The sequence below is a fragment of the Bradyrhizobium sp. USDA 4454 genome (genome assembly GCF_054822705.1).
In genome coordinates this window covers 1,493,738-1,508,523 of the sequence record NZ_JBTRCN010000001.1, presented here as the reverse complement: position 1 = coordinate 1,508,523, position 14,786 = coordinate 1,493,738, and the positions used below count along the sequence as shown (strand labels likewise).

Below are 14,786 nucleotides of genomic sequence, written 5' to 3'. Positions count from 1 at the left end.
CCTTCGCCGTGCGCAAACAGATGAACTCAGCAACGCCGCGCGGCGGCCCTTCTGCGTGAAAACGGGCGATGCCTGTGCGTCCCCCGCCAATGTTGTCGCAAACTCGCCATTGCACAGGAGCAAAACGACTGCCCCGCCCGATAATTGCAGCGCGCCCTGTTCATCTTTGCTGGCGATCGCCGTGATCGGTTCAAGTTTTGAATGGGGCGCAAGAGGCAGGCATTTGTTGCACTCATCGTCGTGTGCTTCGCCCAGCCTGCGTCAGGCAGATGTAGAGCATCGGGACGTAAGCCCGGCCACCTCAAGCTAGCTCGGCGATGTCTACAGACTGAGGAAGTATAGCCTGCTGCATCGCAGCTACCTATTCAACGCTTACGCCGTTTGGTCTCAGCCTGTTCGGCCGGTCGGGCTTCCGGTGGTGGAGTTCCTGGAGGCGAAAAGATCGCAGAAGCTCGGATCCTATGTCTTTCCAGGATATCGAGCCGACAACGCCTTTGGCAGCTTCCCCAATCATTGGGAGCAGCTTTTCCGAAAGTCGTCTCTTTCGGATGTCACGCCGCATGTCTTGCGCCACAGCTTCGCGAGCATCGCTAATGATCTCGGGTTCACCGAAGTGACGATCGCCGCACTGGTTGGTCATGCGAAGGGGTCGGTTACCAGCAAGTATATACACACACTCGACACCGCCCTCATCATGGCGGCTGACACGATCTCAGGCTACATCCAAGGCCTGTTAGGCGGAGTCACTTTCAAGCAAACTGCTTACGCCTTGGACCGCGACTCGCGAAAGGTTGCTCTAGCCAGATTTCTAAGCAAGGCCATCGATGAACAGTCCACGGTGCGCGAGAACCCTCAGCAAATAGCTGCTTGAGCGCATTGACGCATTCGACTATGTGGCGCCATCAGCCGTTGACCAGATCGTTATGAATGGCCCTGCCTGTTCGAGCGTCCCGGAGATCATTGGCTTTTTTCGTGACGTAGCCTGACAGCCTTCTTCGTTCGTTCACGCCGTAACGGTGGTCAATCGGTGGTTGAACGGCGCGCGGTGTCCTTGGCTGATTTGCGCGGCGGGTTCAGTGGCCAGACGGGCGTCGGCATGCCTAGGGCTTTGGCCGAGCGGCGCAGGTTGGCGTTATTCGCTGTCATCTTCCAATCGCCAAGTTCGATGGCAAGGTCGAGCAGGCGATTGGCGAGGGCAATCATGCTCTCCGCCGTGACGCGTCCTTACGAGCTCCTCCGGTTCGTTGTCCTTGACCCTGACCAGGGCTTTGACTTCGTCCGTATCGGTCGTCCGCCAGGTGCGGTGGACGATCTCGTTTCTTTCCGAGCGAGCGGTGCCGATCTCGCTGAAGAACTCCGCTATCGCATGCGAGCACTCAGGCATGTCCAGCGTGAGCGCTTCCTTGATCAGTTCGATTTTTCTGACGGTTGAAAACTTGCTCAGCTCCTTCCGGATCACCGGCGGTTGCCGCTGAATCAACTGCTCGGCAGTCAGCTCGATCAGGTTGTCCAGCATGCCGCCGCGCAGAGCGACTTGACCGATAGCGGTCAGATGGTCGTCCATGAGCGCCAGAGCGAATGGCTTGCGGCGTTCGGCCCGCCGGTCCTTTTCCTGGGTCCTACTCATTTCCTTCCTCGTACCGATATAGTTTACTTATCGAGTTCCATATTTGATAAGGATACTTATCAAGGCATTGGCAAGAGCCTAGCGATATACTATACTTATCAAAGCTGGGACTCGATCAGGATATTGTATCATGTCTTACGAGTCTGAGGAACTGGTCCACGAAATCCGAAGCCGGCGCACCAAAACCGGCATGAGCCAGCGCGCCCTGGCGGATCGCACAGGCCTGTCGCAAGCGCACATCTCTCAAATGGAGACAGGCCGCCTCGAACCAGGATTGTCGAGCTTTCTCCGGATCGCGCGCGCGCTCGACCTTGAAGTCGTGCTTGTGCCCAAGAAATTTCTGCCAGCCGTGGAGGGCATCATCCGTCAGCCGGCCGAGGATCGCTTTTCTCCCGAGCAAGGCGAGGCCGCGCTGCGCGAAATCGAGCGAGGCGAACGCCTCGTCATCAAATTGAAGAACCTGTACGGCAGCTCGGCCGACCTCGACCGCATTGTCGAAACTTTGCGATTTTTCAAGCACGCCCCGCTTCGCCAGAATGATCTCAAGATTGTGGTTGATGCAATCAACAAGCTAAAGCGCTATCAAGCAAGCCCGCAATCGAAAGACACCGTTGCCAACATTTCCAGAAAGCTGCGCGACGTTCGCAATCACCTGGTGCACAACCCCTCGGAAGCGCCAAGGCCAGCCTATGCCGTAGACGATGAGGACGACGATGCCTGATGTATCCGTCTTGAACGTTCAGCTAGGAGGTCGCGCCGTCGGCACAATCACGCATGTGCAGGGCAATCGCAACCTCTTCGCATTCGATCAGGCTTATATTGACGACGCCAATCGGCCGACCCTGAGCCTGTCCTTCAAGGACCAATATGGCGGGCTCATCACCGACTTCAAACCCGTCGGTCAGGTTGTTCCGTCGTTCTTCTCGAACCTGCTGCCGGAAGGCCCGCTCCGGAAGTACCTCGCCGAACGAGCAGGCGTGAAAGAGCACAGCGAGTTTTTTCTCTTGTGGATGCTCGGTCAGGACTTGCCCGGCGCCGTGTCCGTTCGCCCGGCCGACGGCGAGGAGCTGCCGCCGCAGGTCGAAGCAGAAACGACGCCAGAAGAGCGGAGAAACATGCTGCGCTTTTCTCTCGCTGGCGTTCAACTCAAGTTCTCGGCGCTGCAGAACGGAAAGAAGGGGGGCGGCCTCGTCATTCCGGTCGAAGGCGTGGGCGGTTCATGGATCGTGAAACTGCCGTCGCAACAGTATCCGGGCATTCCGGAGAACGAATACTCCATGATGACCCTCGCGAAAGCGATGGGCATGGATGTCCCCGACCTTGAGCTGCTGGACCTTGAGGCCATCGACGGACTGCCGGAAGGCATCGGTGAGTTAAAAGGACAGGCAATGGCCATCAGGCGGTTTGACCGCGGCGAGAAGGGGCCCGTCCACATCGAAGACTTCGCGCAGGTGTTCAGCATCTATCCGGAAGGCAAATACGAACACGCCACCTACCGCCGCATAGCTGGCGTGCTGGGCATTGAGACCGGCGACGCCGATATCGCGGAGTTTATCCGCAGGCTCGTGTTCAGCACCCTGATCGGCAACGCCGACATGCACCTCAAGAACTGGTCCCTCGTTTACACCGATGGGAAGACACCGACTCTATCGCCCGCATACGACTTGCTGTCGACGATACCGTACATTCCGGATGACACCATGGCGCTTAAATATTCGCGCACGAAAAAGATGAGCGAGTTTTCAAAAGACGAGCTGAAACATCTGGCAGCCAAAGCGAGGCTGCGCGAGAAGCTGGTGCTCGATACGGCCGCAGAGACGGTTGAGCGCTTCAAGGCGATCTGGGCGACTGAAAAGAAAAACCTGCCGCTTGAGAAGAAAGTCGTCAGTATCATCGACGCCCATGCCGCATCGATACCGCTCTATACCGAGCTTTAGCATGGCCTATGACTTCGGAAACTTGTCACCCGTCGATTTTGAGGACCTAGTTCGCGATCTCATCGGCCGGGAATTCGGAATGCGGTTCGAGGCCTTTGCGCCGGGGCCCGACGGCGGACTCGACGGCCGCCACGCCAAAGGCACGTCGGCCACGCCAAGCATTATGCACGCTCTTCGTACGCCTCGCTCAAGGCGCAGATAAAACGAGAGAGCGCATCGATTGCCAAGCTCAATCCGGGCCGTGAGTCCTGGCCACCTCCTGTCCGCTTCCACCGCTCAACAAGTCGGAACTCGCCGGGCTTATCGGGCCGGCGCTCAAGAGCGAAGCCGACATATTCGGACCGGGCGACTTGAACGGGTTGCTGAGGAAATACCCGGATATCGTGAAATCCCATATCAAGCTCTGGCTGTCCGACGCGGCGGTCCTCGATCGCATCGTTCGGTCGGCGGCGCATGCCTTCAACAGGATGACTAAAAAGGAGATCGAAGCGAAGGTGCGGGTTTATGCGCCTAATCCTAGCTTCGACGGCGCGCGTGAAACACTCGAATCGAACCATGTCGTCATTATTTCCGGGCCGCCGGGTGTCGGGAAAACGACCCTGGCTGAAATGCTCTGCTACGCGTATAGCGGGGAGGGATGGGAGCTGATCTCCATCCGCAGCCTAGAAGACGGGCTGGCCGCGATTGAGGACCAAACCAAACAGATCTTTCTATTCGACGATTTTCTCGGGAAGGTCCTTCTCGACCGCCACGCGCTGGCCCACAAGGATTCAGAGCTGGCGAGGTTCATTAAACGCGTCCGAAATTCGCCAAACGCGCGGTTCATCCTCACCACGAGAGCATATATTTTCGAAGAAGCGCGCCAGATTTCTGAATATCTGGCAGATCGGCGGCTGGATATCAGCAGGTATGTTCTCGACGTTGGTATTTACACCCGCCGCATCAAGGCCCTCATTCTCTACAACCATTTGCTCGTCGCGGGGACACCTTCGGACCATATCGCGGCGCTGATCACAAGCGGAGAACTTGCGGCGATTGTCGATCACAAGAACTTCAATCCGCGCATCATCGAATGGATGACGGATGTAAGCCGTATTGGCGATGGTGCGCCAGACGTCTATCCCGCGGCATTCATCAACGCGCTCGATCATCCCGGTCAGTTGTGGGACATCGCGTTTCGCACGCATATCTCCAAGACGCGCCAGCATCTTCTGATCGCGCTGTTTTTCGGGTCCGAATACGGCATGACAGTTGACGATCTTCGGGATGCTTACGAGAGCCTTCATCCGCGCCTTTGCGCCAAATATGGCGACCGCCATGGCCCCAAGGATTTCGAGGAATCCCTGCGAACCCTTGAGGGTGACTTCGTCTCGATCAGGGGATCTCAGGTCGGTTTCGTCAATCCTTCCTTGCGCGACTATCTGACGGGCTATCTAAGTGATGAGCCGTTGCTTTTGGAGATTGCGCGGAGCGCCCGCCAAACAGACTGGGCTGACGCCGTCTGGCGATTTGGTGTCAAGATGCATTTGGCGGGTGACGCGCTCACCAAGCTTGCTCTCGGTTTTGCCGATGTCGCGCAGGAGTTTCCCAAATTGCCGACATGGATGATCGTTACGAGAGAGCATATCTCGCAGCGCTATGCGAAGGGGCTTTCGAACACGGATCGCATCAAGTTACTGATCAGATGGTGGGCGGAAACGAACGACGCGCGGTTTTCCGACGCCGCGTTTGAATTGTCCCAATCACCTGTCAGCGGCCTCGATTCATGGCGCGACGGAGAAGAGGCGATCGAATTGATAGCGAAACTGAGGGATGGCGATTACTTCGAGGAGCTGCACGCGCCGATGAAATGGCAGACCACCTCGAAGAGGCCGCCGTTTCCATGCTCGAAACGAACCTGACCTCCGAAGAGCTGGAGAAAATATCGGACGCGGTCGATGACTGGAGACGTCATCTGACCGACCAGCTTTTTCGGGCGGTCGATGACGCGATCCGGTATGAAATCGAGAATGTCGGGACGGTCGTCGAAGAAATGGATTCAGAGTCAACGCTGCTGGAGCATATCGATACGATCAATAAGCTCGGAGAGCGCGTGGGGCTGAGCTCGCAAGCGGTATCGCGCGCCATTGAGAGAGTGAAGGATCGCATAACGAAGCTTGAGGAGGAGACCGAAGTTTCGGATTCGCCGTCATTCCCAGGTTCAAAGGCCAAGGCGAACGATGTGTTTGACCATACGGCGCTGAAGAACGTGTTCACGCCGCTTATCCAGTCAAACAATGCGGCGCAAGTTTAGGGAATTCAGGCGAAGCCCATCTTTTTCCGGCGGCTATTGCGGGCCCGGCGCAGACCTGCCCTCAGGAGGCGTTTGGCGCCGCGTTTCTTTAAGAGCTCACGGACCGCCTTTTGCAAAGCTTCGTCCCGTTTCGCCGTAGTTGCGATATAGAGCCGATCGAGCGGTGGCGAAAAACGCTCCGGCATTGGTCATTTCCTTCTTGATGACGCTTAAGGTGATGCCGGCGATTGCATTTTTGCATTGGATTCCGATGTTGCGACCATCGTCGTGGCCCCAAACGTCAACGCCATCCTGCTTTTGTCCCTGCCGGCCGTTGCGGAAGAAATCCGTTGCATTCCAGCGGAGCTTGGCGGCCGCGAGAACGATGTCCTCGAATTCGTCCCAGGATTTCGGCGTCGGGATGCTTGATGATGAGATCGTTGGCATGATTGCTGCGTCAAAAGAGGCGTGGCCGCACATTCTCGGACGGAATGGACAACGTCGAGGTTGTCTAACCCGTTGCAGCGAATTGCCGCTAACTGCGGGATGGCGTCTCGCGTACGAGAAGCGCCTTGGGGAGACTCCGATTCTATAGACGACGGCGGCCGCGCGTAGGAGCCATGTATCGGTTGAAGCCCGGCGCGGCTCGATGTCGAAGAGCCTCCTGCTTGCGCAACCGCTCGACAAAGGCGTGAAGTTCTTTGGTGAACGGTTCCTCGAAAGAGACTCCTTGCTGGGCAACGCCGATTAAGTAGGATTTGGCGACGGGCGACAAATAAGCGGTATTGCTGCTCCCGTCGCTGGGATTTAGCCGCCACAGCGTGGGTGCGTCGAAACGCAGTGGATCGGCAGGCGCGCTGTCCCCGAAGTCGAAATACACGGGCGCGCGGCTGGCCTGGCGCATAGACGAGGTCGTCGCTGCGTATAATGGCGATCTGTGCAGCGCCCTCAAGGTCCTCTTGCTCGCCAATGAGCAGTTGGAGCACATTCTAAACTGTTTGAACGCCGAATTGAACGAGCATATGCAGCGGCATCATCGACAGCAGACGTTGCATTAGCCGGCAAAGTTCGAGTTTAGACCCCCGATCCCCCTAGGCTTTTCGGCGGCAAATGATCTTACTTCGCGCCACCTCAGGCGGGCGCGGCGCCGCGACGTCGTCGCATGTCTTCGGCTGATGGCGGCGGCAAGACCGCTGTGAGGCGCCGGCGGCGGCATTCAGGTGAGCGCGATTGCCGGCCAAGTTTTTGCCGACGAGATGTGGACGGAAATCAACATGGTTCACTGCACAGCGGCGCCGGAGCCACGCATCCCCATTATCAGAACTTCACGTTGAAGGTGGCATTTAGCCCGTTCTGGGTGATGCCTGAACCGAACTGACCCTGGTAGGCGACGCCAAGGGTGCTGTTGCTCGAAAGCTGGAAGTCCAGACCGGATTCGACGAGTGCCACGTCCTTTCCAACGGACAGGCCTGAAGCTGCAAAAGGGTTGGATCCAGCAGCAAAGCTGGCTCTCGACAACGGAATGAGGTCACCTATGGCATGACGCCAGCCAATATCGGCTCGCGCCGTCGTGGCGATTTGGCCAAGTTGAAAACGGGTGGTCGCGTAGACGCCGAGCGTGGAGAGCGTCGTATCCATCGTGTCAGCGCGAACACTAAGCGCCGCTCCGTTCAATCCCCTCTCGCTAAAGCTGTCCGTCGCCGCACGAACATGGGCGAGATTGGCATAGGGCTCGATGACGGAAGACTTGCCGAGATCGATTTTATAACCCAGTTCTCCAAAGATCTGGAACGTGCCTCCCTCATAATCCGAGATCAAGTTGTCGTTGAAGCCCGGGAACCGAACGTTGCGGCTCATCTCAAGATCGTGCCATGTATAGGCAAGGCCTGAGCGGAAGGCGATGGCCCCTTCGGGCACGGCCCACTCGGTGCCGGCATAGGTCCCGAACGTGTAATTGTCGCTGCGGCCTGACGAGGAGGCAGCGCCAACCTTGAAAGTGGAACGGCTATAGCCCGCAAAGACACCGACGCGCCAGTCATCAAATACCGGCGTGTCGATACCGGTCATGAGGCCGCTGATGGTGGATCTGGCGCTCGCACCATTGCTATCGCCCGATTGGGTCGTCCATCCGCCAAAGGCAGAAGCCCACGCTGCATACCCCTGCACATAAGAGGACAGGTCAGACGAAGCCGGGCCGACCAGGCCGGTGGCAGAGGCAGAATTGCCGCGCGACCTGTTCTGCTCAGGACCATAACCCATCACCGCCATCGCCGAGGTCGGCGCGCCGCCAAACGCCTGCTCGAGACGATTGTAGACTGCCGAACGCGCATAGTAGCTGTCATTGACACGTCTGCTCTGCTCCGACGCATAGATCGACGGAGAAAGTTGACGCAGCCCAGATGTCACCGTCGTGCCGTCCGGCGCGGAAAAGTCGAGCGCCGCGACGAGTGGGTGCAGCCCTGTAGCTGCGTTGCCAGCTACTCGATCGAGCGCCGTGCCCACCTGGCGGCTGTTGGCGTCGGTCCCATAACGCGAATAGGCATCGGATGGGCGGGAGAGTGTCAAGGCGTAGGTGTTGTCGCCTTGAGCCGTTGCACTCGCCACCAACGTTGGCGATTGCAGGACTGTCGTCACGTTCGCGAACGAGCCTGTGAGATTTGTTGCATTCAGCCACTGATCGGAGGAGACGTTAAAGCCGCTGCCATACCAGCCACGCTGTGGGGTGATCGTGAGCGTACCGTCGAGCGTTGCATTGCCGTTCACGATTAGGCGGCTGAACGCGCCAGCATCGTTTACGGCGACCTGCAAGCGACCGGTTGCGGTTTGCAGGTAGTCGCCATTCACCTTGATGCTGTTGTCAAGGCCGCCGATGAGGGGCGCGACAGCACCGCTGTTGGTGAAGCGACCATTTTCATTGAGGAGATAACTGCCGTTACCTGATAGCGTTGCGCCTTGCGCGACACTTGCGTCGTACACCTCGTGATTGCCAGTCAATGTCGTGGCACCACCGACGAACTGCAGCGAAAGATTATTGCGTCCAACGATATTACCGTCATAGCGGGCTGCAAAGCTTGCGTCAGGCTGCTGCGTTGATTGACCGCTCGCGTCAGGCGTCAAACCGAACGTAAATTTGGTCAGACGCGGAGCACCGTTCTCGTCGACCTGGTTGTAGTCAGACAGGATGTCCCCTGACAGCATTGCGCCACGCATCACATTGATCTCCCCGACGTAACCATTGTTCGACATGTACATCGCCGCATGACTGCCAGCCAGGCGACCGGTCAGATCGAACTTGCTGACGAGCGGACCGTCGATTTCGCTCAGCATCGGGGCCGATTTGGTGCCAATCGTGCGAATATACGAACCACGATATTCATCGTCATTGCCCAACACATTGTTGCCAAAGTCGAAACTTGCCGCGATGCCATGCTCGCCGAGAGCCTGCACGTCCCCGCGCTGAGTCAGTGTGTGATCCCTGCCATAGGCGAACATGACACCGCTCCCATACGCGCCGTCGGCGTACACGCGGGTTCCGGACGGGACCGTGATGTGATTGTTTTCGCCGTCGACGCGGATGCCGGCACCGCCTGCTCCTTTCGAAAGCAAGTCGGCGCGCTGGACCACTGTGTTGCCGCTGCCATAGACGTGCAGTCCCAGTCCGAGCGTAGCTGTATTGTATGTATTTGGCAGATAGGCGGTACCCTCAGCACTGCGAGCGAAGAAGGGATTGTCGTTGACCAGATTCTGACCATTGCCGTAGATGGAGTATCCGAAGAGCTTGCGCCGGTCGATGCTGTAGCCCAGATCCTGCAACGCGGCGATCTCCGCCTCCATCAGGACGGTGTAGTTCTGGTATCTCTGATGGCTCATCGTGCCGTTCTTAAGCTCGCTATGCCCAGCGAAGGGTGCATCCAGCCGGCCGTCCTCAGTCATCACTCGCACCGGAATACCTGGCATGGCACCGGCCAGCACTTCGCTCACTTGCTTCCCGACGAAATAGCCCCGATCGCGGCGCAGGTCGAAAACGTCCTTAGCTGGCAGGTTCACGCACAGCGAGCAATAGATCGTCTGTCCAGGCTTGGCTTGTTTGCCGTTGTCGTCGTGCAAATGCTCCGTCCAGGCGTTTAACTTTTCAGGGAAATGCGCTGATAGCGCCCCGTCGGGATATCGTTCATAGCTGATAGTGCTGAGCATACCGTGCCCATGGCCGAGCTCGTGGATCACAACGGGTGTAAGACCAATCTCTGGAGTCCTTGGCAATTGCGAAGGAATGTATGCTTCGGACGAAAACCCCATCTGGCCGATTGTAACCATGCCGTGTGCGCCGTATTGCAGCTCGCCCGGCTCCTGCCCCGTGAGTGCCGCCTGAACCTTGGTGACGCCACTAGGGGACGTATCACTATAGGCAGATGCGTTGCGCTCGCTATCCCCACCGATGTTGACAATGGCCGGCAATTGCCCCGGAACAACCTTGATGATTTCCGCCCAATACCGAATCGCCGCCAGTGAATGATCTATTTCTGATTGTGGCAAGCTCCGCGTTGAACGCGTATCACCTTCCGCGTAAGCGCCATCGCCGGGACCAAATATCCGCGCCCGCATGAAGGGCATGCCATTCGGGTCCATGACGTCGTAGGTTTCAACCGCTCTACTGGGCGAATCCAGCAAGGCACTAGCCGCAAGCACGATAGTCGTAATTGTCTTCGTCTTCATACTACAGATTCTGTTCGATGTCTTGATTGCCGGCGTGCTTCGCCGTCCAACTTGGAGCGCGCGTGCACGCAGATGCGTTAGCGAAGCGCAGCCGTCATTGATCGGACATCGGCCTTGCCGCCTTCGTAGCCCGAGTCTGACGGTAGAACTTCAATTCGAAAGGAAGGCTAGTTCTCTGGGGAAGTCAGCCTTGATGAAGTCAAGTCAACTCACAAGCATGCCCCTCATTGCTGGTGGCTTTGATTTCAACTTCCTCAAGCTCAAACTGGGGCACTTCACGCTTGCCATTGCGATCCGCCGAGCGGTTTGCGCCTGATCGAAATGATCGCCCGAAGCCTCGGTGCCAGGCGATGTCGATCGTTCTCATGGTACCGCCAAATATGCGCCCCTATCGTCATTTGATCGCGCAAAGACCCCCCTTTGTGCAGCGGACCAATCCCGACAAAGCAGGCGGCTTGCGCGCAACTAACAACGAGCGGAGCAAAAGACGGGCCAAATAGCCTGATGCGTCCACCCGCGCGCAACCAGCTGAACGCAGCATCCACGCGCGACTGCCCGTCTGCGCGAAAGCAGGCGCTTCGTGTTGGAACACCCACCAATGTTGGCGCACACTCGCCATGCACACGAGCAAAACGATGTCCTCCCGGGCAGTTGCAGCGCATTCCTTTGTTCATCTTTGCTGTTGCCGATCAGTTCAGCGTTTGAATGGCGCCGCAACAGGCGGGCATTCTTATTGCACTATCGTCGTGAGCTTCGTCCTGGCATGCGTCAGGCATAAAACACTCGGGACGCGAGGCCCGTCACTTCATGCTAGACGACGCGTAGAGCAGGTCGAATGCAACGCGCGCGACCCGGCTGCTTAAAATGCTCGGGACGGCGATCGGGCCTCAGACGGATCGAGGATGGTCAAGCAATTTACTCAGGAGAAGCCGGACCCAGTCCTCAATGCCGCAGACGAACGCTTGACCCGCCGCGCCGTGTTAGGTGCAACGATCGGGAATATTCTCGAATTCTACGACTTTGGGACCTATAGCTTTTTCGCGATCCAGATCGGACAAGCGTTTTTCCCGGCAAGCGATCCGTTCGCCAGCCTCATGCTGTCACTCGCAACCTTCGGCGCGGGTTTTGTGACCAGGCCGATCGGGGCCATCGTGCTCGGCTCGTATTCGGATCGGGCCGGGCGCCGGCCCGCGATGACCGCCAGCTTTGTCCTAATGAGCGCCGCGATCCTTGTGTTAGCGCTTACCCCCTCATACGGGACAATAGGAGCTGCTGCTCCGCTCCTGGTCATTGTCGCGCGTTTGGTGCAAGGCTTCGCGCTCGGCGGTGAGGTTGGTCCGACAACTGCCTATTTGCTGGAAGCAGCGCCGGCCGAGGGGCGCGGTCTTGCTGTCTCGTTTCAGCCTGCCAGCCAACAGATCGCTGCAACGGCCGGGGCGCTTGTTGGAGAAATACTCTCCCTGACCATGACAAGCGAGGCACTCAACGCGTACGGATGGCGGATCGCGCTCTTGCTCGGCGCCGCTACGCTGCCGTTCGGATTTTGGCTGCGGAGCGGCTTGCCCGAAACGTTGCACCGGCCCCAAGCGCCGGCTACGGGCGTTCAGCCTGTCAGAAGATTGCCTGCCACTCGCCGTATCATCAGCTTGGGATTCGTCGTCCTGGCCAGTTGCACGATCATCACCTACGTCACGGGATATATGACCACCTATGCACTGAATACCCTACAAGTTTCCGCGCCTCTCGCCTTTGGCACCACGCTCGTTAGCAATACGGTAGGAATTGCTGCCGCGCTGCTGGGCGGCTGGCTCGCAGACCGCGCGGGCCGCCGGCACATCATGATATGGCCGCAGATCGCTGCGTTGTTGATGACCTATCCGGTGTTCTTCTGGATCTCAGAGAGCCGCAGTGCCCTCGCACTTCTCGGGGGTCTCGGCGCGCTCACACTTATCGGAACGATTCCGTATAGCGCCTTCTATGTGAGCATGGCCGAAGGTTTGCCCAAGAACATTCGTGGTGGCGCCTTCGCGATCATCTACGCTTTTGCGATAGCGATCTTCGGAGGCACAGCTCAACCAGTCGTCACCTTGCTGATCTATCTTACCGGGAGCGCGCTGGCGCCCGCCTGGTACATGCTTGTCGCTAGCGTGGCTGGGCTCCTTGCCATGCTCATGATGCCGGAGACGGCACCGCTCAAAATTAACAGCGCTGTAAACAAGCAAAGCCCGCTATAGCGTGGCGAATGCGCTATTTTTCCAACGTGCAGCAGCGCGTGCTAGGGCTCATCTTCGGCAATCCTCAGCACAGCTTCTATACGTCGGAAATCTTTCGAAGCGTCCGTTCCAGCAACCGGCCTTACTTACTATTTGCGCGCCGCTGCAGAGCTTCACAGCGCTTCATGAGCTGCTCAAACGGCTCAGGTTCGCCGAGAAGTAATCCAGCGTCGATCGTCTTTTGATGATCGGCCTCAAGGTCCTTACGCATCTTTTCGTCAGGAACTAACTGAAGCTTGCCGGATATCGCGGCGTGATAGTCGATGACATTGCCGTTGCGATCTTTCTCCCGGAAGAACTTGCTCTTCCAATCGGCGACTTCCTGCGCCAGCACTTTGTCATCGAAGGCAGCTTGCGCAAATCCCTTATCATCGAGCTTCACGAGATCGTACCAATGGCGCGACACACGATCGCCCGCGATACCCTGAGCGCAAAGAACGTGGACGGCCGTTGCTTTCTCCCAAACGGTGCGCTTGGGAAGCATGATTTTTGGGGTCGCTACAGGAAACTCGAGCTCGGACAGGGATTTCGCCGCATCGCAGGTGATCTCTCTCGTCTCGGACGGCCCACCAGGCCGACCAGTTTACCAAGAGCTTGCGGGCCATTCTGGCCGACCTGAAGCGGATCCGACGGACCGTCATGGAATCGAAGACGGTGGCTACCCGGCTGGAAGCCTTCTTCGAGGAGTTCGTCGACCAGCTCCTGCTGAAGGATTTCGAGTCCATCCTCACCGTCAACCATCCGTACCGCTTCCGCGATGCCATCGTCGATCTCGCACGGCGGATCTCCTATACGCCGGACACCATGCAAGTCCTCGCCGAGGAGTACACCGCTTCCAGCATGGCCGCCGACGTCGAGGACGGTCGAATGGCGGCGGCCGACGATCAGGTCGCACACGTGCGGCTGGCCTCGGCGGAGATCCTATACCGATATCTCGACCGTACCCCCGCGTCGCGGATTGCGCAGGACGCTGCGGCAATGCTTGCCGCCGGATCGGCGCTGCGCGACTCTCTGAAGAACAGCGCTTCCCAAATCGCCGAGGTCTGGGGACGGGGGAAGACGTGGCACGGATTCGCTTCGTCCGACGTCGAGATGCTGCGCGACGCCTTCGTTCTCGCCCAGGCCATTCTGGACGACAAGCATCTCGACGTCGACTACAAGACCTTCTCGCGACGGACGGTGGGTCACAGCAAGACGCTCGAACGCATTGAGGGTGCGGTCGTGCGGCTCCTGAGCGGCATCCTGGAGTTTCCGCCCGGCGCGCGGCCCCGCGAGGCACTGCGGGCAATCGGACTGGAACGCTTCGCGCCACCGCTGCTGCTCGCAGGAAAAATCGACCTCGAGGGAGCCGACCTCTCCAGGATTTCTCCACATTATCTCGGAATCACTCCCAAGGAAGCAGATCGCGTCCGTTTTCGAGAGCCGCCGGCGTACATTCTTACGATCGAAAACTTCGCAAGCTTCAACCGGCACATTGCCGAGGCCGACCCCCGTCGACTGGGAACGACGATGTACGTCGGCGGTTACCCTTCGCTCGCCACCCAGCAGGCGCTGCGGATGATCGCAGGATCGGTATCCGAACAGACGCCAATCTTTCATTGGTCGGACATCGATCCCGACGGGACCTGGATCTTCCACACCATTGAGCGCGCCATCGGCCGACCGATCCGACCCCACCTGATGAGCGTCGAAATTGCCGAGCGCTCGGGACAATGCCGTCCAAAAAATCTGCACCCGCCAGATGCTCACCAGAGTCCGGTATCGCGCGGCTGGCAGCGTACCTGGCAGAAGATGGAGCCAAGACGCTTGAGCAGGAAGAACTCGATCCCGTTTTGCCAGAGCTTCGTTAGAAAATCCGTGTCGGTGTGAGGCCGACATCGCCCCGTCTGCAGTTCAAGGATAGATGGTTGAACAACACCTGCGATCGGCAAAGCGGACGCCATGAGTAAGGCGGCTGCTTGCCG

Annotated in this window: 12 protein-coding genes and 1 pseudogene; 7 read left to right on the top strand and 6 right to left on the bottom strand. The window is 58.3% G+C overall.

Annotated elements, in window-relative coordinates:
• Nucleotides 1-394: 394 nt before the first annotated feature.
• Nucleotides 395-871: pseudogene (locus ACVIW0_RS06995) on the top strand (tyrosine-type recombinase/integrase); the annotation flags it as partial.
• A gap of 261 nt (nt 872-1,132) precedes the next feature.
• Here ACVIW0_RS06995 and ACVIW0_RS06990 read toward each other — a convergent pair.
• On the bottom strand, nt 1,133-1,627 hold the full coding sequence (locus tag ACVIW0_RS06990) for a hypothetical protein (protein ID WP_461351652.1): 495 nt from the start codon (nt 1,625-1,627) through the stop codon (nt 1,133-1,135).
• 130 nt (nt 1,628-1,757) lie between these two features.
• Between ACVIW0_RS06990 and ACVIW0_RS06985 the strand changes: the two genes are divergently transcribed.
• From ACVIW0_RS06985 to ACVIW0_RS06970, 4 genes are all read left to right on the top strand, one after another.
• Complete coding sequence (locus tag ACVIW0_RS06985; RefSeq protein WP_461351651.1) at nt 1,758-2,348, top strand: helix-turn-helix domain-containing protein; 591 nt, start codon at nt 1,758-1,760, stop codon at nt 2,346-2,348.
• The gene (locus ACVIW0_RS06980; RefSeq protein ID WP_461351650.1) at nt 2,341-3,564 is read left to right on the top strand and encodes a type II toxin-antitoxin system HipA family toxin; all 1,224 of its coding nucleotides are present in this window, start codon (nt 2,341-2,343) and stop codon (nt 3,562-3,564) included. Before ACVIW0_RS06985 ends, ACVIW0_RS06980 begins: the two co-directional genes overlap by 8 nt.
• A 350-nt stretch (nt 3,565-3,914) precedes the next feature.
• Nucleotides 3,915-5,465, top strand: a complete 1,551-nt coding sequence (locus ACVIW0_RS06975) for an nSTAND3 domain-containing NTPase (RefSeq protein ID WP_461351649.1) — start codon at nt 3,915-3,917, stop codon at nt 5,463-5,465.
• Complete coding sequence (locus tag ACVIW0_RS06970) at nt 5,414-5,857, top strand: hypothetical protein (RefSeq protein WP_461351648.1); 444 nt, start codon at nt 5,414-5,416, stop codon at nt 5,855-5,857. The genes ACVIW0_RS06975 and ACVIW0_RS06970 overlap by 52 nt, the downstream gene beginning before the upstream one ends.
• A 96-nt stretch (nt 5,858-5,953) precedes the next feature.
• Here the strand turns inward: ACVIW0_RS06970 and ACVIW0_RS06965 are convergent, their stop codons facing one another.
• The 4 genes from ACVIW0_RS06965 to ACVIW0_RS06950 form a co-directional block, all read right to left on the bottom strand.
• Nucleotides 5,954-6,283 (bottom strand): hypothetical protein, encoded by a 330-nt coding sequence (locus tag ACVIW0_RS06965; RefSeq protein WP_461351647.1) that lies wholly within the window; start codon nt 6,281-6,283, stop codon nt 5,954-5,956.
• 142 nt (nt 6,284-6,425) lie between these two features.
• A complete protein-coding gene (locus ACVIW0_RS06960; protein WP_461351646.1) occupies nt 6,426-6,740 on the bottom strand; it encodes a hypothetical protein in 315 nt (104 codons plus the stop codon).
• A gap of 413 nt (nt 6,741-7,153) precedes the next feature.
• Nucleotides 7,154-10,549, bottom strand: a complete 3,396-nt coding sequence (locus ACVIW0_RS06955) for an autotransporter family protein (RefSeq protein WP_461351645.1) — start codon at nt 10,547-10,549, stop codon at nt 7,154-7,156.
• Between the two features lie 199 nt (nt 10,550-10,748).
• Complete coding sequence (locus ACVIW0_RS06950) at nt 10,749-10,916, bottom strand: hypothetical protein (protein WP_461351644.1); 168 nt, start codon at nt 10,914-10,916, stop codon at nt 10,749-10,751.
• A gap of 535 nt (nt 10,917-11,451) precedes the next feature.
• Here ACVIW0_RS06950 and ACVIW0_RS06945 point away from each other — a divergent pair.
• The gene (locus tag ACVIW0_RS06945; protein ID WP_461351643.1) at nt 11,452-12,783 is read left to right on the top strand and encodes an MFS transporter; all 1,332 of its coding nucleotides are present in this window, start codon (nt 11,452-11,454) and stop codon (nt 12,781-12,783) included.
• Nucleotides 12,784-12,904: 121 nt separating this feature from the next.
• Here the strand turns inward: ACVIW0_RS06945 and ACVIW0_RS06940 are convergent, their stop codons facing one another.
• Nucleotides 12,905-13,345, bottom strand: a complete 441-nt coding sequence (locus ACVIW0_RS06940) for a nucleotidyl transferase AbiEii/AbiGii toxin family protein (RefSeq protein WP_461357268.1) — start codon at nt 13,343-13,345, stop codon at nt 12,905-12,907.
• Nucleotides 13,346-13,416: 71 nt separating this feature from the next.
• Between ACVIW0_RS06940 and ACVIW0_RS06935 the strand changes: the two genes are divergently transcribed.
• A complete protein-coding gene (locus tag ACVIW0_RS06935) occupies nt 13,417-14,691 on the top strand; it encodes a Wadjet anti-phage system protein JetA family protein (RefSeq protein ID WP_461351642.1) in 1,275 nt (424 codons plus the stop codon).
• The last annotated feature ends 95 nt before the right edge of the window (nt 14,692-14,786 follow it).

Excerpts from the sequence above, each read along its gene's own strand:
- ACVIW0_RS06960 (WP_461351646.1), bottom strand. The coding sequence starts at position 6,740 with ATGCGCCAGGCCAGCCGCGCGCCCGTGTATTTCGACTTCGGGGACAGC.
- ACVIW0_RS06955 (WP_461351645.1), bottom strand. The coding sequence starts at position 10,549 with ATGAAGACGAAGACAATTACGACTATCGTGCTTGCGGCTAGTGCCTTG.
- ACVIW0_RS06970 (WP_461351648.1), top strand. The coding sequence starts at position 5,414 with ATGGCAGACCACCTCGAAGAGGCCGCCGTTTCCATGCTCGAAACGAAC.
- ACVIW0_RS06950 (WP_461351644.1), bottom strand. The coding sequence starts at position 10,916 with ATGAGAACGATCGACATCGCCTGGCACCGAGGCTTCGGGCGATCATTT.
- ACVIW0_RS06980 (WP_461351650.1), top strand. The coding sequence starts at position 2,341 with ATGCCTGATGTATCCGTCTTGAACGTTCAGCTAGGAGGTCGCGCCGTC.
- ACVIW0_RS06965 (WP_461351647.1), bottom strand. The coding sequence starts at position 6,283 with ATGCCAACGATCTCATCATCAAGCATCCCGACGCCGAAATCCTGGGAC.
- ACVIW0_RS06945 (WP_461351643.1), top strand. The coding sequence starts at position 11,452 with ATGGTCAAGCAATTTACTCAGGAGAAGCCGGACCCAGTCCTCAATGCC.
- ACVIW0_RS06985 (WP_461351651.1), top strand. The coding sequence starts at position 1,758 with ATGTCTTACGAGTCTGAGGAACTGGTCCACGAAATCCGAAGCCGGCGC.
- ACVIW0_RS06990 (WP_461351652.1), bottom strand. The coding sequence starts at position 1,627 with ATGAGTAGGACCCAGGAAAAGGACCGGCGGGCCGAACGCCGCAAGCCA.